The organism is Azonexus hydrophilus, from assembly GCF_905120355.1.
GTDB lineage: Bacteria > Pseudomonadota > Gammaproteobacteria > Burkholderiales > Rhodocyclaceae > Azonexus.
Map to the genome: position 1 here is coordinate 12917 of NZ_CAJHOB010000004.1, position 19418 is coordinate 32334.

A 19418-nucleotide genomic window follows, 5' to 3' on the forward strand; every position below is an offset into this window, starting at 1 on the left:
GGCGTCCTTGTATACTGACTATCTGCTCATTCCACTTCTTCTCTCATGGCTATTTTTCGTTGCAACAAATGCGGTTTGCTTGCAGAGCAAGCCGACGATCAGGCCGGGCAAAGCTGTGCCTGCTCCCGCTGTGGTGCGAATGGCGCGATTTATCCCACCTTGTTTTTCATCGAAAAACTGCTGGATCGCTATTTCGCCGCCCTGAAGGAAAACATACAGTTGAAGGGCGTGGCGGGGGAATCGTCTGCGCCGGCGGCGGTAGCGGGTAAGGAAAAAATCGACGCCATCGATTTGGCGAATACCGATTTCCTCGCCAGTGACCAGCAGCACGGCCCCATCTACGACTGGTTCCATAAGAAACAGATCAAGGCCGAGGCCAATCTGCGCAGCGTCGATACCAGCGGATTTTTCGACGAGGTGGCCGAGGCCATCGGGGCCAATCTGCCGGTTCTGAAAGAGGTGGTGGAACGCATCCGCTGGTCGCAGCAGAAGGAATATGCCGGCACCACGATTGCCCTGGAGAAAAAATCGCCGGAAGAAGCCAGGGCGATTTCCGAGTTCTGCCAGCAACTCTACGATTTCTCCTTCGTCGCCAAGTGTTTCCACAACAAGAAACCGGAAAACAGCGTCCGTCTGATCCTGCAAACAGCTCCGGCCATCCGCAATTTCTTCAACGGCGAGTGGCTGGAATGGCATGCCCTGATGAGCGCCCTGCGCCACGCCAAGGAGCACAAGCGCCGCTTTTCCTGCGCGCGCGGCCTGAAGCTGACACTTGCCAATGGCGACAACCACGAGCTGGACGTGTTCATGCTCATCGACGGCACGACGCCGGTTTGCATCGAGTGCAAGAGCGGCGAATTCCGGCAGGACATTGACCGTTACCTGGCCTTGAAAAAACGCCTGGGCATGGATCGCAAGCAGTTCATCATGTGCATCGCCGGCCTGGAGGACGAAAAGACCCGCGCCTTCTCGGCTATGTACGACTTGAGTTTCACCAACGAACGCGGGCTGTCGCAGCAGTTGGCCAGCCTGTTCTGAGCCGCAGATGCGGGTTTTGCCCGCCGGAGAACGCAAACATGTCCGCCACGACCGACATCAATCTCGCCCTGCAAGGCGGCGGCGCGCATGGGGCGTTTACCTGGGGTGTGCTCGATGCATTGCTGGAAGACGGGCGTTTCAGCTTCGAAGGTGTGAGCGGTGCCAGTGCCGGGGCGATGAATGCGGTCTGTCTGGCGCACGGTCTCCTGCACGGGGGGCGGGAGGGCGCGCGGCGGGCCCTGGCCGATTTCTGGCTGGCCGTGGCCGACAGCGCGCCACCGGTACTTGCGGCTGGGCCAGCGCTGGGCATGGCGCCTGCCATGAAGATGATGCTGCAGTGGACGAGTCACCTGACTCCGGAACAGATCAATCCTTTTGACCTCAATCCGCTGCGCGACGTGATCGAGGCGCAGATTGATTTTGCCGGCCTGCGCCAGGCCAGTCCGCTCAAGCTGTTTATTGCCGCCACGCACGCCAATTCCGGCAAGTTGCGCCTGTTTCGCGACAGTGAACTGACTGCCGACATGCTGCTGGCTTCGGCCTGTTTGCCGACCCTGCACCGCACCATCCACGTCGATGGTGAGCCGTACTGGGATGGCGGCTACAGTGCCAATCCCGCAGTTTTTCCGCTGGTTTACCACTGCACCGCGGCGGACATTCTGCTGGTGCTGCTGGCGCCCCTGCATTTCAGCGAAACGCCGCATGCGGCGAAGGATATTCGTGTCCGACTGAACGAGCTCGCCTTCAATTCAACTTTTCTGCGCGAAATGCGCATGTTTGCCCATTTGCGCGAGCAGATCGGCAGCGAGCCAGTTGCAGCCGATCTGCTCGACCGTCTGCCGCTGGCCCGCCTGGAACGCCGCTTGGCCGATCTGCGCTTTCATGCGGTCAGCGCCGACAGCGTACTGGGCGAATTGCCGGTGGATAGCAAGCTCAACATCAGCCGCGATTTTTTCCTCGAACTGCATGCGGTGGGACGTGCCGCTGTTCGTCGCTGGTTGAGCGCCTGCGGCGATGCGCCAGGTCAGCGGCCAACGCTTGATCTGGGCGCGCTGTTTTACTGAACGCATGGTGCAATCTGCTGAGACTGTGCGCATCACCTGAAACGCCGCGTTTGCTGCACCGAGGTGGGACGACGTTTAGAGTTGTGCCGCCAGGGCAAGTACTCCGGCAGAATTGATGATGATCCCGAGGGTCATCTTGAGCGGATGCTGCTTGAATGATCTGGTCATTGCGCGGGACATGGCAAGCTCCTGTCGTGTGGTTGGTGGGCATAGTGTGGCCAATCCCGAGGCTTGCCGCCAATGGAGATTGTTCATCGCGCTGATGCAATAGCGCTATGCGCTCGCAGGCCAGGGGCAGAGCGGCCCTTTTAATCCCAGGCCAGCGCCCCGCCCGTCTGGTATTCGGTCACCCGCGTCTCGAAGAAGTTCTTTTCCTTCCGCAGATTGGCCTGCTCGTCCAGCCAGGGCAGGACGTTTTCAGCGCCGGGGAAGGGTTCCTCAACACCCACCTGGCGCGCCCGCCGGTTGGCGATGAAGCGGAACTGCTGGACGTGCAGCTCGGCGTTGTAGCCGAGGATGGGGGCGCGCAGGATGTAGTCGGCGTAGGCGGTTTCGGCAGCTTCGGCTTCGTCCCACAGTTCGCGCAGCGCCCGCGGGTCGAGTTCCAGGTCCTCTTCCTTCAACAGTTCGCGCACGACGCGGATGCCGAAAGCGCAGTGTAGGACTTCATCACGCATGATGTATTGCAGTTGTTCGGCGGCGCCCTTCATCAGGCCGCGCCGCTGCAGTGCGAACACCGGCGTGAAGCCGTTGTAGAACCAGCAGCCTTCGAAGATCACCGCGAAGAAGAAGTAGGAGAGCGCGAATTCGTGCAGGTTGGCGCGGTTGGTGAGGTCGAAGTCGGCGCGCATGACGCGTTCCAGCCGGCGGTTGGCGAGTGCGATCTTGCCGTGGATTTCGGGTACGACGCGGTAGCGGTTATAGATTTCCTGCTGGTCGAGGCCGATGCTTTCGATGCAGTGCTGGTAGGTCCAGGTGTGCAGCGCTTCTTCATAGACCTGGCGGGCCTGGTAGATCTGCAGTTCGGGCGCGCTCATCTTCTCCATCACCGCCAGGCCGATATTGCGCATGGCCAGGATGTCGGAAGTCGTCAGGTAGGCGAGCACGTTCTCGAAAACGTGGCGCTCGGCCGGGCTGAGCTTGTGGTGGTAGTCGTGCACGTCCTGCGCCATGCTGATTTCGAGCGGCGTCCAGTGGTTGCGGTTGGCCTTGAGGAAGAACTCCCAGGCCCAGGGGTACTTGAACGGCGCCAGCTGGTTGATGTCGGCCTTGCCGTTGACGATGCGCTTGTCGGCGGCATTGATCGGCGCTAGCGCGGCGGCGGGCAAAATGCTGCGGCCGACCTCGATTTTTGGCGCAATTTTGGCGTCGAGCGCAGGGTTTTGCGGTGCGGCAGCGGGGGTTTCCCAGTCGTCGAAGCGGTAGGCAGCAGTCATGGCATGAACCTCGTGGTCAGTCGGTGCGGACGGACCGGAAGCGCCGGTGGCGATCCCAGTCCACGTAGAAAATGCCGCCCTCGGCGGCGGTGAAGGTGAACAGGCGGCGGCCGTCGATGGCGACGGCGCTCTCGCCCTGCGAAAAATCGAGTTCCGGCTCCTTGCCGCCGCGATTGACGACGACCAGTGGCAGGCCGGTCTGGCGGGCGCGCCGCTCCCAGACATCGCCCGGTTCCATCCCCGCCAGGGGCGGCCAGTTGGCCGGTGCCAGGAGAATTTGCGCACCTGCTGCCGCCAGCTGGGCGGCAGGTTCGGGGGCCCAGGCGTCGGCGCAGATGAGGGTGCCGACCCGGATGCCATCGACAACGAACGTCTGTCCTGCGCCGCCAGGGCGGGACCAGGCTTCGGCACCGCCGATCGGGCGCTGTTTGCGGTAAGTGCCCAGCAGCGAACCGTGGCGGTCAATGACGGCCACGCTGTTGTAGAGATGGCGTGTGGTTGGATCCCGCTCGGCGATGCCGATGAAGAGCGCGACACCGTTGTCGCGGGCGATGGCGGCGAGGCTATGGACCCAGTTGCTGGGGAAGGGCGGTATCCAGTCGCTGCCGATGCGTGCGATGAAGTTGTAGCCAGTTTCCGCCAGCTCCGGCGTGACCACCCAATCAGCGCCGTGGCGCACCGCTTCGCGGATGGCGGTTTCGATGCGGGCGCGGTTGCCGGCAATGTCGCCGGGTACGGGGGCAAGATGGAGCAGCGCGATGCGTAGGTCGCTGGCACGTTTGGCGCGGCCGACCGGCGTGTCGCCGAAGCGGCGTGCGCCCGGCAGATGGAAGCCGTTCTGCTTGCCCAGTGCCTCGACCACCGCTGCGTAGGTGGCTTTGCCGATCAGCTCACCAATACGGCTGTGGCCGCCGGTGTAGGTGGCGCCCGGCGCCGCCGTGCCGGAAACGACGATGATGCTGTCGGTGCCCGTGCCGGTGGCCTGGGCCTCCTTGGTGTAGCTGCTGGGCACCTTGAGGTCTTCCAGTGCGGCGGTCTTGCCTTCGGTGATGGTGATCAGGCTGCGGGCCAGCGCTGCGTCGCTGAGTGCGATGTTGGTCAACAGCAGGATGTTGATGGTGCCGGCGGGTTTCTGTTCGGTCTCCGCCCCTTCGATATAGGCACCGGCATCGACGCCGGTGCGGATGGCGTTGCTGCGGGCGCCGGCGGTGGCCAGCACGGTTACCGTCAGCGGTCCGTAGGTCCGCGTGGCGACGGCGAAGTGGTCCATGTCGGCGGCGGTGGACATCTGCGCGACGGTGGCCGGTGGCAGTTCCAGCTGCGCCGCCAGCGCATCGCGCACGCCCAGCGCGTAGCCCTTGCTGTCGCTGCCCAGGCGGTGCCAGAGCAAGGGGTGGGCGGCATGGTTGATTGCCGCGCGGGCAGTGAGCATGCCATCGCTGGTGGACAACACCCGCCGCTCGCTGGGGAAGCGTACGAGCAGCGTCTTTTCCCACAAACCGTCCTGCTCACCGCGCCGGACTTCGGCTGTGGCACCGATTTCGGCGGGCAGGTCGATCTCTGCCGCGCCGACCAGGGCCGGCAGCGCGAGCAGGAAAAAGGAACAGGAACGCAGAATGGCAAGGGAGAGGATGTGCATGTCTCGCTCTGACGATTGAAGAGGGCGGCAAGCTTAACCCGGCGGGGTCACAGGCAGGGCGCTTACTGGCAGGCCTCACAGTCGGGGTCGTCCAGCGCGCAGAATTTGGGTGCCGTTTCTTCTCTCCCGGCATCGTCACGCCCGCCAGCTTGCTCTGCCTGGCTGGCGCCGAGCGTGCGCAGGTAGTAGGTGGTTTTCAGGCCACGCTTCCAGGCCAATTTGTAGATTTCGTCGAGTTTCTTGCCGGAAGGCAGCGCCAGGTAGAGGTTGAGCGATTGCGCCTGGTCGATCCATTTCTGGCGCCGTGCGGCGGCTTCGATCAGCCATACCGGGTCGATCTCGAAGGCGGTGGCGTAGCGGGCTTTCAGCTCGTCGGGCACGCGGTCGATGCGGGCGAGCGAGCCGTCGAAGTACTTGAGGTCAGCGACCATCACTTCGTCCCACAGCTCGAGCGCCTTGAGGTCGCGGACCAGGGCTTCGTTGACCACGGTGAATTCGCCGGACAGGTTGGATTTGACGTAGAGGTTCTGGTAGGCCGGCTCGATGCTGGCCGAGACGCCAACGATGTTGGAGATGGTCGCGGTCGGCGCAATCGCCACGCAGTTGGAGTTGCGCATGCCGTGGCGGGCGATGCGCTGCTTGAGCGCGTCCCAGTCGAGATGACTGTCACGATTGAGTTCAACCGTTTCGCCACGCCCGGCTTCGAGCAGCGCGATGCTCTCGTGCGGCAGGATGCCACGATCCCACAGGCTGCCGGTGAAGCTGGAGTAGCGGCCGCGCTCCTTGGCCAGTTCGGTCGACGCCCAGTAGGCCTGGTAGCAGACGGCTTCCATGCTGCGGTCGGCGAATTCGACGGCTTGCGGCGAGGCGTAGGCGATGCCGAGTTGATACAGGCAATCGGCAAAGCCCATGATGCCCATGCCGACCGGCCGGTGGCGCAGGTTGGCGTTGCGCGCCTTGGGCGTGGCGTAGAAATTGATGTCGACGACGTTGTCGAGCATGCGCATGGCGGTGCTCACGGTGCGCGCCAGCTTTTCCCGGTCGAGCTGGCCGTCCTTCAGGTGCGCCAGCAGATTGACCGAGCCGAGGTTGCACACCGCTGTTTCCGAATCCGAGGTGTTCAGCGTGATCTCGGTGCACAGGTTGCTCGAATGGACGACGCCAACGTGCTGCTGCGGCGAGCGCAGGTTGCAGGCGTCTTTGAAGGTGATCCACGGATGCCCGGTTTCGAACAGCATGGTCAGCATCTTGCGCCACAGTTGCACGGCCGGCACCTTCTTGTGCAGCTTCAACTGGCCGGCGGCGGCCTTGGCTTCGTAGGCTTCATACGCTTCGACGAAGGCGCGGCCGGATTTTTCGTGCAGGTCGGGCACGTCGACCGGCGAGAACAGCGTCCACTCGGCGTCGGCGATCACGCGCTGCATGAACAGGTCGGGAATCCAGTTGGCGGTATTCATGTCGTGCGTGCGGCGGCGCTCGTCGCCGGTGTTCTTGCGCAATTCGAGGAATTCCTCGATGTCCAGGTGCCAGGTCTCCAGGTAGGCGCAGACGGCGCCCTTGCGCTTGCCGCCCTGGTTGACCGCGACCGCCGTGTCGTTGACCACTTTCAGGAAGGGAATGACACCCTGGCTCTGGCCGTTGGTGCCCTTGATGCGGCTGCCCAACGCGCGCACCGGCGTCCAGTCGTTGCCGAGGCCGCCGGCGTACTTCTGCAGCAGCGCGTTTTCCTTGACCGATTGGAAAATGGCATCGAGATCGTCGGCTACCGTGGTCAGGTAGCATGAAGACAACTGCGGATGCCGGGTGCCGCTGTTGAACAGGGTCGGCGTCGAGCACATGAAATCGAAGCGGGAGATCAGGTCGTAAAACTCGATGGCGCGCGTTTCGCGGTCGATCTCGTTGAGTGCCAGGCCCATTGCCACGCGCATGAAGAAAAGCTGCGGCGTTTCGATGCGGCGACCGTCAATGTGCAGGAAATAGCGGTCATACAGCGTCTGCAGGCCGAGGTAGCCGAACAACTGGTTGCGCTCGGGCTTGAGCGCGGCGGCCAGGCGCTCCAGATCGTAGTCGGCCAGGCGTGGGTCGAGCAGTTCGGCGGCGATGCCGCGGGCGATGAAAACAGGGATATGAGCCGCTTCCACCGCTGGATTGGTGGCGGCTTCGGCGCCGATGGCTTCCTCGTTCAGGCTCGCCAGCAGCAGGCGAGCGGTGGCGTAGTCGTAAGCTGGGTCGCGCTCGATCAATGTGCGCGCGGCGAGGATCAGTGCCTGCTGGACTTCGGCCAGGCTAACGCCGTCGTAGAGGTTTTTCAGCGCGTGATCGAGGATGGTGTGGGCAGAGACTGCGGTGCCCAGTCCAGCGCAGGCGTTTGTGCAGGCATGCAGCAGGGCGGCCAGGTCGAGGGGCTGACGCTCCCCGGCGACAGTGACGTGCAGCACCGTGGTGCCCGTCGTTGTTGCCTGCGCTGCCTGCTCGGCACGTTCAGCGTTGCGCCGTTCACGATAGAGCACATAGGCCCGTGCGACATCGTGCTCACCGGAACGCATCAGTGCCAGTTCGACCTGATCCTGAATATCTTCGATGTGCACCGTGCCGCCATCCGGCAGACGCCGGGTCAGCGAGCGTACGACGGTTTTCGTCAGCTGCGCGACGATCTCGCGCACGCGGGAGGAGGTGGCGCTCTGGCTGCCTTCCACGGCAAGAAAAGCCTTGGTCAGTGCAATGGAGATTTTTTCCGGGTGGAAATCGACGACAGCGCCGTTGCGGCGGATGACCTGCAGGGCGGCGGTACTATGGGCGGTCAGGCCGTGACCGTTGGCAGAGTCGTGGCTGAGTGAGGTGTGAGCTTGCACGCGGTGGCTCCTGTGCAGGGGCGGTGCGCAGCAGGCGAGGCGCGGCCACGGCTGCGCCAGCGGCTCTGGCCGGTGGCAGACAAGCGTGCGCAGGCAGGAATGCAGACATGCAAATACCTTTCGCCAGGGACACCCCGTCCCATTGGTGGTTGGAAGGACGTTGCGGCAGGTCTCCTGGCTCTCGGCTCAACGCTTTCCACCGCCTTCCCGGTACGCGACCAGTGGCAAAGATGGGCAGAATGCTCGCCGATGACAGTTGCGGGGGCAGCCCCGGAATCGAGCTTTCTGCTCTCACCGGATTCCCTTTTAATCCCCGGGAGGGGAACCATCAACGCGGCGCAGTCTAGTGTTGTTGGCAAGGGGGTGTCAAGTTAAAAAATGCCTCGACCTACTATTGGTGGTGTGTTTTTCTATGTTCGTTACTAAATGTGGTGCCATAGCACAGTGCTTTGTGCTGCGTTTTCGCCTTTTGTCGATCGTGAGGCACAATGTTTCGCAAGGAGGAGACGATGATGCAGAACGACAGTTTGATGGGGCGCTTGCGAGCGCTGGTCGGGGGTGTGGAGAAACGACGTGCGTTGAATGAGAAAGGGATTGAACGTTTGCGCGGGCAACTGCGCGAATGTGCGGCGGGGCAGGGGGGCGAAGTGTCGGCGCGCGGACGGGCGGCGAAGCTGGCGGAAACCTATCTGCAGCTCGACGATAGCGGTCGGCAGCAATTCCTGCGCCTGATCGCCCTGGAATTCGGGCCGCAACCGCAGATGGTGGCCGTGGCGCATACGGCCTACCAGAAAGCAGTGGGAACGGCCGAGCAGTGGAAGGCGGAAGCCGCCTTGCGGGCGGCGATGCGCTCGGGGAGGATTCGCATCCTGACCCAGTTCAATGCCATTCCGCAGGGGGTGAAATTTTTGGTCGATCTGCGCGCCGACTTGCTGCGCTATTTACCTGCTGACCGGGAACTGGCGGTGCTTGACCGGGAACTGGAATCGCGCCTGTCGGCCTGGTTCGACGTCGGTTTCCTTGAATTGCAGCGGTTGACCTGGAATTCGCCGGCCGCCCTGCTGGAAAAACTGATCGAATATGAAGCGGTACATGAAATCCAGTCGTGGAGCGACCTCAAGAACCGTCTCGACGCGGATCGCCGTCTGTACGCTTTCTTCCATCCCCGCATGCCGGCCGAGCCGTTGATTTTCGTCGAGGTTGCGCTGACTGATCATCTGGCAGGCAATGTGCAGGAATTGCTGGATGTGCACGCGCCCTTGTTCGATCAGAAGAAGGCCGATACGGCGATTTTTTATTCCATTTCCAGTACCCAGCCCGGCTTACGTGGCGTGTCCTTCGGCAATTTCCTGCTGAAGCGGGTGATTGACGATCTGACGCGGGATTTTCCCAAGCTTGATCAGTTCGCCACCCTGTCGCCCATTCCCGGACTGGCGAGTTGGGTGCGCAAGAATCCGCAGAGCTTGGCTGATTGTGCGATTGACGTGCCGCTGGAGCAGTTGGTTAGCGGTGTCTGGGCCAATGACAAGAAACTGCAGCGTTCACTGCGCGAGCCACTGATCCGCCTGGCTGCCCGCTATCTGGCGGAGGCTAAACGCGGTAGCGGCGAATTTCCGCCGCCGTACGATCCGGTGGCCCGTTTTCACCTGGGCAATGGTGCGCGTATCGAGCGCTTGAATTACCTCGCCGATACATCGGTCAAGGGATTTGCCCAGTCATTTGGTCTGATGGTCAATTACCGCTACGAGCTGGAAGCTCTTGAAAATAACCTGGAGGCATTTTCTGCTCAGGGCCGGATTGCCATGTCTTCCGCCGTGCGCCGGCAGGCGCGGCCCGGCTGAGTGCTTGGCGGCGCTTTTACAGCCACCCCGCGAGATGGCGTTCGGCAAGTTGGGCCAGCGCTTCGATCCAGGCGGGGTCTTCGTTCAGCGCCGGGATGTAGTGGTAGCTCTTGCCTCCGGCCGCAAGAAAATCATCGCGGCCTTCAAGGGCGATTTCTTCGAGGGTTTCCAGGCAGTCGGCGGCAAAGCCTGGGCAGATCACGTCAACCCGCGCGATGCCGGCATGCGCCCATTTTTCCAGGGTGGCTGTGGTATAGGGCTGCAGCCACTGCGCCTTGCCGAAGCGTGACTGGAAGCAGATCTGGTATTGCTCGGCACGCAAGCCCAGGCGCTCGGCGAGCGCCTGGCCGCTGGTCAGGCATTCGTCGTAGTACGGATCGCCCAACTGGCGGCTGCGTTCCGGCAAGCCATGAAAACTCATCAACAGGCGGTCGTTGTCACCGAGGGGGCCGACTTGCTGCCAGTGCCGGCGTACGCTCGCCGCTAGGGCATCGAGATAGGCGGCGTCGCGGTGGTAGTCGCGCACGAAGCGCATTTCCGGTTGATTGCGCGTGCGCTGCAGCCAGCGTGCGGCGACATCCACCACGGTGGCGGTCGTGCTGGCGGCGTACTGCGGGTAGAGCGGCAGGATCAGGATGCGTTGATGTCCTGCGGCTTTCAGTTCGTTGAGCACGGCGGGTAGTGCTGGCGTGCCATAGCGCATGGCGTAGGTAACCTGCACCTGGTGGCCACGCTCACCGAGAAGGCCGCGCAGTAGCTTGGTCTGCCTTTCCGTATGGACACGGAGCGGGGAACCTTCCGGCATCCACACGGTGGCGTATTTGGCAGCGGATTTCTTGGGCCGCAGGTTGAGGATGATGCCGTGCAGAATGGGCCACCAGATCAGGCGGGGAATTTCGACCACGCGTGGATCGCCGAGAAATTCGGCGAGGTAGCGCCGCAGTGCGGCGGCGGTCGGTGCCGCAGGCGTGCCGAGATTGACCAGGACGATGGCAGGCGTGTTCTGAGGTGTCGCTGGTGCGGATTCCGGGAGGTAGCGGGGCATGGGGGTCAGGGATTTTTCTGGGAGAGGGCTGATGACAGCAGACGGGCGGTGATATCCACGATGGGAATGACGCGCTCGTAGGCCATGCGTGTGGGGCCGATGACCCCGAGGGAGCCGACGATCTCGCCATCGACTGAATAAGGTGCGGTGATGACGCTGCATTCATCCAGGCTGGCGATGCCCGATTCCTGGCCGATGAATATTTTGACGCCTTCGGCATGGCTGGAGATGTTGAGCAGATGCATCAGGCTGCTGCGTTGTTCGAACAGGTCGAACAATTCACGCAGGCGCTTCATGTTGGAGGAGAGTTCTTCCACATCAAGCAGGTTTTTTTCGCCGGAGATGACGTACGGTGCGGCGTTTTCGTTCAGTGCCGCGCTGCCGGCTTCCAGCGTCAGGGCCATCAGCGGGCGGATATCGTCGCGCAGGCGCTGGATTTCGCTGGCCAGCCGTTGCTGGATCTGCTCGAATTCCAGGCCGGCAAAGTTCTGGTTGAGGTAGTTGCCAGCGCTGACCAGCTCCGACTGGGTGTAGGCGCGGTCGACTTCAAGGATGCGATTCTGTACATCGCCATCGGCGGTGACGATGATCAATAGCAGACGTTTTTCCGCCAGGCTGACGAATTCGATCTGGCGTATGCGCTGGCCGCTACGGCGGGGCGCGATGACGACGCCGGCAAAGTGGGTCAGGCTGGATAACAGCTGCGAGGCGCTAGCGATGATCTGTTTGTTCGGCCTGCCCTGCAGGGCGTCTGCAATTGCTCCACGCTGGCTGGCAGCAAGCGGTTCGACGGTGAGCAGGCGGTCGACGAAGAGGCGGTAACCACGTGCCGTCGGCACGCGCCCGGCAGAGGTGTGCGGGCTGGCGACGAAACCGGCTTCTTCCAGGTCGGCCATGACGTTGCGGATGGTCGCCGGCGACAGATCGAGCTGGGAAAATTTGGACAGGGCGCGGGAACCCACCGGCTGACCGTCGGCAATATAGTGTTCCACCAGGGTTTTGAGCAGGGAGCGGGAGCGTTCGTCAAGCATGTCCCGGATTCTACCCAAAAGCACCCCGGGGGCGCGCGGGAGAATGGCAGTGGGCGGTAAGGGGCGCTGTTACAATGCGTCTACGGTGTGCCCGACAGCGCTCCTGGCGGCCGTTTGCCGGGGAGGGAGAGAAAAATGCGAAGAGTTTTGTTGCGGTATCGTTACTGGCCGTTGCCGATTCTGGTGTGGACGGTGGTGGTTCTGGCTTCCTGGTCCTGGAATCAGGCCTTGGTCGAGCACAAGATCGTGCAGCTGGCTGCGGACCGCGCCGAGTTTGTGTTCAAGATGGTGGAAACGGCACGGCTGTGGAATGCACGCCATGGCGGGGTTTATGCGGCGATCAATGAACACACGCCGCCCAGTCCGTATTTGCAGGTGCCTGATCGGGAAATCACCACGCCTGGCGGCGTCCGCCTGACAATGGTCAATCCGGCCTACATGACCCGTCAGTTGATTGGCGTGGTGGCGGAGCGTACCGATCTTGGTCTGCACCTGACCAGCCTCAAACCGCTCAACCCGAACAACGAGGCGGATGCCTGGGAAAAGGTGCAGCTGCGGAAATTCGAGCAGGGTGGCGGGAATGTACTCGAAGCGGTTTTCGAAGAGGGTGTCGAACGCTTCCGCTTCATGGCGCCGCTGAAAGTGGAAGCGCCTTGCCTTAAATGTCATCGCCACCAGGGGTATCAGCTGGGCGATATTCGTGGGGGCCTTAGTGTTTCCTTTTCGGCACCACCGTTGCGCGCGCAGGAATCATTGCAACTGCAGCGCATTGGCTTGATGCACTTGATGACCTGGGCGCTGGTGACGGCCTTGATCTTGTTCGGGTTGGTGCGTTTTCGCCGGCATATATTCGAGTTGCAGACCGCCAAGGAGCAGACGGAATCACTGGTGGTGGAGCGTACGGCCGAATTGCGCGAGCAGGTACTGGAGCGGCAGCAGGCGGAAGCCCAGTTGCGCTTGTTCATCGAATCTTCTGGCGAGGGCATTCTTGGCATGGATGTCAGTGGCCGTTGTACCCTGGCCAATCCGGAAGCGCTACGCTTGTTGCGGGCGCAACCGGAGCACCTGCTGGGCAAGGACCTGCCGGCCACCATTCATTCCTGTCACAGTGATGGCAGGCCGCATACAGCAGACAGTTGTGCGCTCTACCGTACCCTGCATAGCGGCCAGGCGGTGCATGATGATAGCGATGTCTTCTGGTGCGTGGATGGCGCTGCCATTCCGGTCGAGTACCGGTCCCAGCCGTTGTACGCCGATGGCTATCTGCTGGGCGCCGTGATCACGTTCAGTGACATCAGTCAGCGGCGGGCTGCGGAGGCGGCTTTGCGCAAGCTTTCCGGGGCGATCGAACATAGTCCTGTCGCGGCGGTGATTACCGATCGGCAAGGGGGCATCGAATACGTCAATCCGCGCTTCAGCGAGATGACGGGCTATTCCTCAGCAGATGTGCTCGGCCAGAATCCACGCGTCTGGCAGTCGGGAACGACGCCGCTGAAGACCTACGAACGCTTGTGGGCGACGATCAGCGCCGGTGAGTCATGGGAAGGTGAATGGCAGAATCGCACGCGCCAGGGGCGGCTGTTCTGGGCGCGGGCCCGCATTTCACCCATCCGCAACGATCGTGGCGAGATCACGCACTTCGTTTTGCTGATGGAAGATATCAGCGAGCATAAGGCACAGGAAGAAACCATCTGGCGGCAGGCGAATTACGACAGCCTCACCGCGCTGCCTAATCGCACCCTGTTCGCTCAGCGACTGAACCAGGCCCTGGGCCAGGCAGAGAGAAACGATGCGGTGTGTGCCCTGTTCTACATCGACCTGGATGGCTTCAAGGCGGTGAACGATACCCACGGTCATGCGGCGGGTGATCTGTTGTTGCAGGAAGTGGCGCAGCGCCTGCTGGCTTGTGTCCGTGACAGCGACACGGTGGCCCGCCTGGGAGGAGATGAATTTGCCATCATCCTGTCGCAGGTTTCGGGACATGACGGGGCCAGGCATGTCGCCGAAAACGTAGTCCGTACCCTGCGGCAAGCTTTCCTGCTCAATGGCGAGGTCGCGCATGTTTCCGGCTCCATCGGCATTGCCTTCTACCCCACGCACGCTGCCACGGCTGACGCCCTGATGCGTGCGGCCGATGCGGCGATGTATGCGGTCAAGGCCGAAGGCAAAGGCAGCTACCGTTTTGCGGCGAATGACGCATGAAAAATCTTTGCCCCAGATGTGAAAAAGCCACCGTCAGGGTGGCTTTTTCACATCTGGGGCCGGGCCGCTTACTTGGCCATCTGCTTTTCTTTCAACTCGTCCAGTGTCTTGCAGTCGATGCACAAGGTGGCAGTAGGGCGTGCTTCCAGACGTTTGATGCCAATCTCGACTCCGCATTTGTCGCAGTAACCGTAGTCGTCATCAGCAATACGGGTCAGGGTTTCATCGATCTTCTTGATCAGCTTGCGTTCGCGGTCACGGTTACGCAGTTCGATCGCCATGTCGGTTTCCTGGCTGGCGCGGTCGTTCGGGTCGGCAAATACGGTGGCTTCGTCCTGCATCGTATGGACGGTGCGGTCGATATCTTCGCTCAAATCCTTTTTCAGCGACTCCAGAATTTTCCGGAAATGGGTGAGCTGTTTGTTGTTCATGTAGGCCTCACCCGCCTTGGGTTCGTAGGGAACGAACTGTTTGTGGAGCAATTCTTCTGCCATATGTTGAGCGCTTCCAGTTGCCAAAAAAGGGGATAGATATCAGAAAGAGAGGGGGGTGGCAAGCGGGATCGATGGTGCACTGCGGTGTAGCCATCATGATGGTCGCAGTAATTTCCGTCGTGAATGAAGAAAAGGCAAATCGAGCTGGTATTTCCGTTTGCGTCCCTGTACAATGCGCGGCTCTTGTCGGGGCGTAGCGCAGCCTGGTAGCGCATCTGCTTTGGGAGCAGAGGGTCGTGAGTTCGAATCCCACCGCCCCGACCAGTCATCACGGGCCTTTTGGCCCGTTTTTACTTTCTGGCTCCCGTATCAGGCTGTGTTACAAACATTGGGAGCGAGAGGGAGTTAGCAGGACCTCTACGTGCGATGAGGCCGTGGCGGCATGGCTAGTTCCAATTTCTGCTAAAGAGAAAATACAAAGACTTAGGGCCACCCGAAGGTGGCCCTAAGTCTTTGTTTCTATTGGTCGGGGCGGCGGGATTCGAACTCGCGACCCCTTGCACCCCATGCAAGTGCGCTACCAGGCTGCGCTACGCCCCGACAAGCCAAAGATTATAGCGTAAATCGGCAAAATCAAACAGTGAGAAGCTGAATGATTTCCTGTAATTCGGTGCGGAGGTCAAGCTTTTCGGCGTTCGTACTGCCGCTGGCAGCGGGTGTTGCGGCGCTGGGTTCTGAGGCGATCTCGTCCAGGCGGTTGCGCGCACCGTGGATGGTGAACCCTTCGTTGTAAAGAAGTTCACGGATGCGGCGCACGAGCAGGACTTCGTGATGCTGGTAATAGCGTCGGTTGCCGCGGCGCTTGACCGGCTTGAGCTGGTTGAACTCCTGTTCCCAGTAACGCAGCACGTGGGGCTTGACACCGCACAACTCGCTCACTTCACCGATGGTGAAATAGCGTTTGGCGGGGATGGGCGGCAGATCCTCGCTGCCTTTGGATTTAGGCAGGGTGTCCATCAAATGAGAGTTCGACATCGGACTTCAGTTTCTGGCTGGCGTGGAAAGTGACGACCCGGCGTGCGGTGATGGGGATTTCTTCGCCGGTTTTCGGGTTGCGTCCAGGACGCTGCGGTTTATCGCGCAGCTGGAAATTACCGAAGCCGGAAAGCTTGACGCTGTCACCCATTTCGAGTGCGTCACGGATTTCATCGAAAAAAGCCTCCACCATGTCCTTTGCCTCACGTTTGTTGAGGCCCACTTTCTCGAACAGGAGGTCGGCGAGCTCGGCTTTGGTCAGGGTCATTCTTCTTGAATCTTTCTTCAGGCCCGCAGTTGAGCGGCAAATTTATTTTCCAGTTCAGAAGCGATATTTTGCAATGCAGCATCGACTTCGGAATCTAGCAAAGTGCGTTGAGTATCTTGCATAACTACCCGTAAAGCAAGGCTTTTCTTGTTTTCCGGGATGCCTTTGCCGGTGTAGACGTCGAACAGGTGAATACCCGTAACCAGCCTGGGAAGGGTGGTTTGCAGGCCGTCAATAATGGCTTGCCAGTGCACTTCCTGGTCGACGATGACGGCGAGGTCGCGGGTGACTGCCGGGAATTTTGAAAACTCGGCAAATGCGGGTACCGCTTGCGCTTTCAGTACCGAGAAATCGATCTCGAACAGGACGGGAGCGGCAGGCAGGTCGTATTTTTGCACCCACTTCGGGTGCAGTTCCCCCAGGAGGCCGACTGGATTACCTTGGAACAGGATGTGCGCTGAACGGCCGGGATGCAGGGCCGGGTGGCTGGCTTTCTCGAAACGCAGGCTGCAGGAGGGAAATAGAGCCTCCAGATCACCCTTGAGGTCATAGAAATCAACGCTGCGCTTGCCGCTGCTCCAGGTTTCCGGGAGTGCCTGGCCAAAGGCCAGGCCAGCCAGATGCCAGGGTTGGCTGTAACCGGCCACGGCTTGATTGTGGTCGTCGCTACGGGCAAACACACGCCCCAACTCGAACAGGCGGACACGGTTCTGCTGGCGTTTGATGTTGGTGACGAGGTTGTCGACCAGGCCACCAAAGAGGCTCGAACGCATGACGGCCATCTGGCTGGCAATGGGGTTGGCGAGCCGGATCAGTTCGTTGTCTCCGGTTTTGCCAGCGAAATCAGCTTCCCATGCGGTATCGACGAAAGCGAAATTGATGACTTCCTGATAGCCCCGGTCGGCCATGAATTGCCGGATGCGTGCTGTCGGGCGTTCCTGTTCTGGTTGGGGCAGCATCTGCAGCGCGGCCTGCGGGGCGACGGCCGGGATGTTGTCGTAACCGATCAGGCGGGCGATTTCCTCGATCAAGTCTTCTTCGATTTCCATGTCGAAGCGCCAGGAAGGCGGAGTGACCATGAATGTCTCGCCATCCTGCGTGAATTCAAGCGCTAGGCCGCGCAGAATGCCTGCTACTTTTGCACTGTCGAGCGGCAATCCCAGCACCTTGGCTGCACGGGCCGTACGCAGGCGGACGGGGGGACGGGCAGGCAGTGTGCCTTGGGCAATCTGCACGGGACCGGCGCTGCCACCACAAATTTCGAGGATGAATTGTGTGGCGCGCTCCATGGCCGTTTGCGTGATGCCGAAGTCGACGCCGCGTTCAAAACGGTGCGAGGCATCGGAACTGAAGCCGAAGCGGCGCGCCCGGCCGGCGATGACGGAGGGAGCAAAGAAAGCGGATTCCAGAAACAGGTGGCGGGTATCGAGCGTGACTGCACTCTCTTCGCCGCCCATGATGCCGGCTAGAGCGAGTGGTTTTTGCTCGTCGGCGATCAGCAGCATGTCGGAAGCCAGGGTGATTTCCTGACCATTGAGCAGTCGCAGGCGCTCGCCTTCCTCGGCCATACGCACCTGTACGGCGCCCGCCAGTTTGCTGTCGTCGAAGGCGTGCAGGGGTTGTCCCAGCTCCAGCATGACGTAGTTGGTGATGTCGACCAGGGCTGAAATCGAACGCAGGCCGCTGCGTTCAAGATGGCGGCGCATCCACTCAGGGGTTGCGGCACGGGCATTGACATCCTTGATGCTACGGCCGCAGTAGAGCGGGCAGGCGTCACCTGCCTTCAGTGCGAGCGCACGAACTTCGTCGATCTGTGCGGCAACCGGCGTGATTGCCGGTAGGCTGACCGTGGCGCCAGTGATGGCGCCGACTTCACGGGCAATACCCTGGAGCGACAGGCAGTCGGCCCGGTTAGGGGTGAGCTTGATCTCAAAAATGGTGTCATCGAGCGCAAGGTAGTTGCGGATGTCGGTGCCGACAGGCGCATCTGCTGGGAGGGTCAGCAGACCAGAGGCTTCTTCGGTAATACCCAGCTCCTTGGCCGAGCAGAGCATGCCGGACGATTCAATGCCGCGCACTTTGGCGATCTTGATCTTGAAATCCCCCGGCAACTTTGCTCCCGGCAAAGCGCATGGCACTTTCAGGCCGGCGGCGACATTGGGTGCACCGCATACAATCTGCTGGGGTGTGCCGCTACCGATGTCAACCTGGCAGACGTTGAGGCGGTCGGCATCGGGGTGTTTGCTGACGGACAGTACTTGCGCCACGATCACGCTGGTGAATGCCGGTGCGACCGGGGTCATGTCTTCGACTTCGAGGCCAGCCATGGTCAGGCTATGGGAAAGTTCGGCGCTGCTCAGTGCAGGATTGACGAAGCTACGCAACCAGGATTCAGAGAATTTCATGGCAGTCTCACGGAAAAACGAGCGGTAGGGACTATGAGGCGATCAGGCAAATTGGCGCAGGAAGCGCAAGTCGCCCTCGAAGAAGAGGCGTAGGTCGTTAACGCCATAGCGCAGCATGGTCAGGCGATCGGGACCAAAACCGAAGGCAAAGCCGGTGTACTTCTCCGGGTCGATGCCGGCGTGGCGCAGCACGTTCGGATGCACCATGCCGCAGCCGGCAATTTCCAGCCAGCGCCCCTTCAGTGCGCCGCTCATGAAAGCGACGTCGATTTCAGCGGAAGGTTCGGTGAAGGGGAAAAAAGAGGGGCGGAAACGCACGTTGAGGTCGTCCGTTTCGAAAAAGCGCTTGAGAAAATCGGCGATGACGCCCTTGAGGTCAGCGAAAGAAACGTTCTCGCCCACCCACAGACCTTCGACCTGATGGAACATCGGCGAGTGCGTGGCATCGGAGTCGACGCGATAGACACGGCCTGGGGCGATGATGCGGATTTCGGGCATGCGCTCGAGTTGGCCATATTTGGCAACGTGCGCCTGCATGTAGCGGGCCTGAATCGGGCTGGTGTGGGTGCGCAGTAATACTTTTTCCGCCAGCGAACCGTCCGGGTTGTTGAGGTAAAAAGTGTCGTGCATCGAACGTGCCGGATGGTCTTCCGGGGTGTTCAGGGCGGTGAAATTGAAGAAATCCTCTTCGATTTCCGGGCCGTCGGCGGCGGTGAAGCCAATCGAGGCGAACAGGGATTCGATGCGTTCCAGGGTGCGCGTGACCGGATGCAGTCCGCCACGTAATTCACTCCGGCCGGGCAGGGTGACGTCGAGCGCTTCTTCTGCCAGACGGGCCGCCAGAGCAGCTTCGCGAATGGCTTCGCGGCGGCTGTTGAGGGCTTCTTCAACGGCCTGTTTGGCCTGGTTGATTGCCGCGCCAGCGGTTTTCTTTTCTTCCGGCGGCAGCTTTCCCAGGTTCTTGAGCAATTCGCTGATCTGGCCATTTTTGCCAAGAAAGCGGGCTTTTGCCTGCTCCAGCGCGTCGGGGTCAGAAATTCCCGCAAAGGCAGCACGTGCCTCATTGACGATTTGTTCAAGGTGGTCCATGAGAAATCCAGGGTGAGATGAAAAAACAAAAAAGGAGGC

General features: G+C 61.1%; 14 protein-coding genes, 2 tRNA genes and 1 riboswitch. Of the genes, 5 read left to right on the top strand and 11 right to left on the bottom strand.

Features of this window, described 5'->3' with window-relative positions:
* The first annotated feature begins 45 nt into the window (after positions 1-45).
* Together JYJ39_RS03885 and JYJ39_RS03890 are read left to right on the top strand one after the other, a co-directional pair.
* Positions 46-1038 (top strand): hypothetical protein, encoded by a 993-nt coding sequence (locus JYJ39_RS03885; protein ID WP_205202212.1) that lies wholly within the window; start codon positions 46-48, stop codon positions 1036-1038.
* A gap of 38 nt (positions 1039-1076) precedes the next feature.
* Positions 1077-2102 (top strand): patatin-like phospholipase family protein, encoded by a 1026-nt coding sequence (locus tag JYJ39_RS03890; RefSeq protein WP_205202213.1) that lies wholly within the window; start codon positions 1077-1079, stop codon positions 2100-2102.
* Positions 2103-2410: 308 nt separating this feature from the next.
* Here JYJ39_RS03890 and JYJ39_RS03895 read toward each other — a convergent pair whose 3' ends face one another.
* The 3 genes from JYJ39_RS03895 to JYJ39_RS03905 all read right to left on the bottom strand — a co-directional run bounded on the left by JYJ39_RS03895 (position 2411) and on the right by JYJ39_RS03905 (position 8029).
* The gene (locus JYJ39_RS03895; RefSeq protein WP_205202214.1) at positions 2411-3538 is read right to left on the bottom strand and encodes a ribonucleotide-diphosphate reductase subunit beta; all 1128 of its coding nucleotides are present in this window, start codon (positions 3536-3538) and stop codon (positions 2411-2413) included.
* A gap of 16 nt (positions 3539-3554) precedes the next feature.
* The gene (locus JYJ39_RS03900; protein WP_205202216.1) at positions 3555-5177 is read right to left on the bottom strand and encodes an adenosylcobinamide amidohydrolase; all 1623 of its coding nucleotides are present in this window, start codon (positions 5175-5177) and stop codon (positions 3555-3557) included.
* Positions 5178-5239: 62 nt separating this feature from the next.
* On the bottom strand, positions 5240-8029 hold the full coding sequence (locus JYJ39_RS03905) for a ribonucleoside-diphosphate reductase subunit alpha (RefSeq protein ID WP_205202218.1): 2790 nt from the start codon (positions 8027-8029) through the stop codon (positions 5240-5242).
* A 148-nt stretch (positions 8030-8177) separates the two neighbouring features.
* Positions 8178-8374: riboswitch (cobalamin riboswitch) on the bottom strand.
* Positions 8375-8538: 164 nt separating this feature from the next.
* Between JYJ39_RS03905 and JYJ39_RS03910 the strand changes: the two genes are divergently transcribed.
* Positions 8539-9870, top strand: a complete 1332-nt coding sequence (locus tag JYJ39_RS03910; RefSeq protein ID WP_430622460.1) for a malonyl-CoA decarboxylase — start codon at positions 8539-8541, stop codon at positions 9868-9870.
* A gap of 16 nt (positions 9871-9886) precedes the next feature.
* On the opposite strand, the gene hemH is transcribed toward JYJ39_RS03910, so the two are convergent.
* Both hemH and hrcA read right to left on the bottom strand, forming a co-directional pair.
* Complete coding sequence (hemH, locus tag JYJ39_RS03915; RefSeq protein ID WP_205202220.1) at positions 9887-10915, bottom strand: ferrochelatase; 1029 nt, start codon at positions 10913-10915, stop codon at positions 9887-9889.
* A gap of 5 nt (positions 10916-10920) precedes the next feature.
* Positions 10921-11946 carry a heat-inducible transcriptional repressor HrcA gene (hrcA, locus tag JYJ39_RS03920; protein ID WP_205202222.1) on the bottom strand — a complete coding sequence of 342 codons (1026 nt, stop codon included), beginning with the start codon at positions 11944-11946 and terminating at the stop codon, positions 10921-10923.
* Positions 11947-12081: 135 nt separating this feature from the next.
* On the opposite strand from hrcA, the gene JYJ39_RS03925 reads away from it, so the two are divergent.
* Positions 12082-14148, top strand: a complete 2067-nt coding sequence (locus JYJ39_RS03925) for a diguanylate cyclase domain-containing protein (RefSeq protein ID WP_205202227.1) — start codon at positions 12082-12084, stop codon at positions 14146-14148.
* A 68-nt stretch (positions 14149-14216) separates the two neighbouring features.
* Here the strand turns inward: JYJ39_RS03925 and dksA are convergent, their stop codons facing one another.
* Complete coding sequence (dksA, locus tag JYJ39_RS03930) at positions 14217-14642, bottom strand: RNA polymerase-binding protein DksA (protein ID WP_205202229.1); 426 nt, start codon at positions 14640-14642, stop codon at positions 14217-14219.
* 187 nt (positions 14643-14829) lie between these two features.
* Here dksA and JYJ39_RS03935 point away from each other — a divergent pair.
* Positions 14830-14906, top strand: a tRNA-Pro gene (locus JYJ39_RS03935).
* Positions 14907-15105: 199 nt separating this feature from the next.
* On the opposite strand, the gene JYJ39_RS03940 is transcribed toward JYJ39_RS03935, so the two are convergent.
* The 5 genes from JYJ39_RS03940 to pheS form a co-directional block, all read right to left on the bottom strand.
* Positions 15106-15182: transfer RNA gene (locus JYJ39_RS03940), tRNA-Pro, on the bottom strand.
* Between the two features lie 33 nt (positions 15183-15215).
* Positions 15216-15617 carry a MerR family transcriptional regulator gene (locus JYJ39_RS03945; RefSeq protein WP_430622461.1) on the bottom strand — a complete coding sequence of 134 codons (402 nt, stop codon included), beginning with the start codon at positions 15615-15617 and terminating at the stop codon, positions 15216-15218.
* The gene (locus JYJ39_RS03950) at positions 15583-15885 is read right to left on the bottom strand and encodes an integration host factor subunit alpha (protein WP_205202231.1); all 303 of its coding nucleotides are present in this window, start codon (positions 15883-15885) and stop codon (positions 15583-15585) included. Before JYJ39_RS03950 ends, JYJ39_RS03945 begins: the two co-directional genes overlap by 35 nt.
* A 17-nt stretch (positions 15886-15902) precedes the next feature.
* The gene (pheT, locus tag JYJ39_RS03955; RefSeq protein ID WP_205202233.1) at positions 15903-18290 is read right to left on the bottom strand and encodes a phenylalanine--tRNA ligase subunit beta; all 2388 of its coding nucleotides are present in this window, start codon (positions 18288-18290) and stop codon (positions 15903-15905) included.
* A gap of 42 nt (positions 18291-18332) precedes the next feature.
* Positions 18333-19379, bottom strand: coding sequence for a phenylalanine--tRNA ligase subunit alpha (gene pheS, locus JYJ39_RS03960; RefSeq protein WP_205202235.1), 1047 nt, complete (start codon positions 19377-19379; stop codon positions 18333-18335).
* Between the last annotated feature and the right edge of the window lie 39 nt (positions 19380-19418).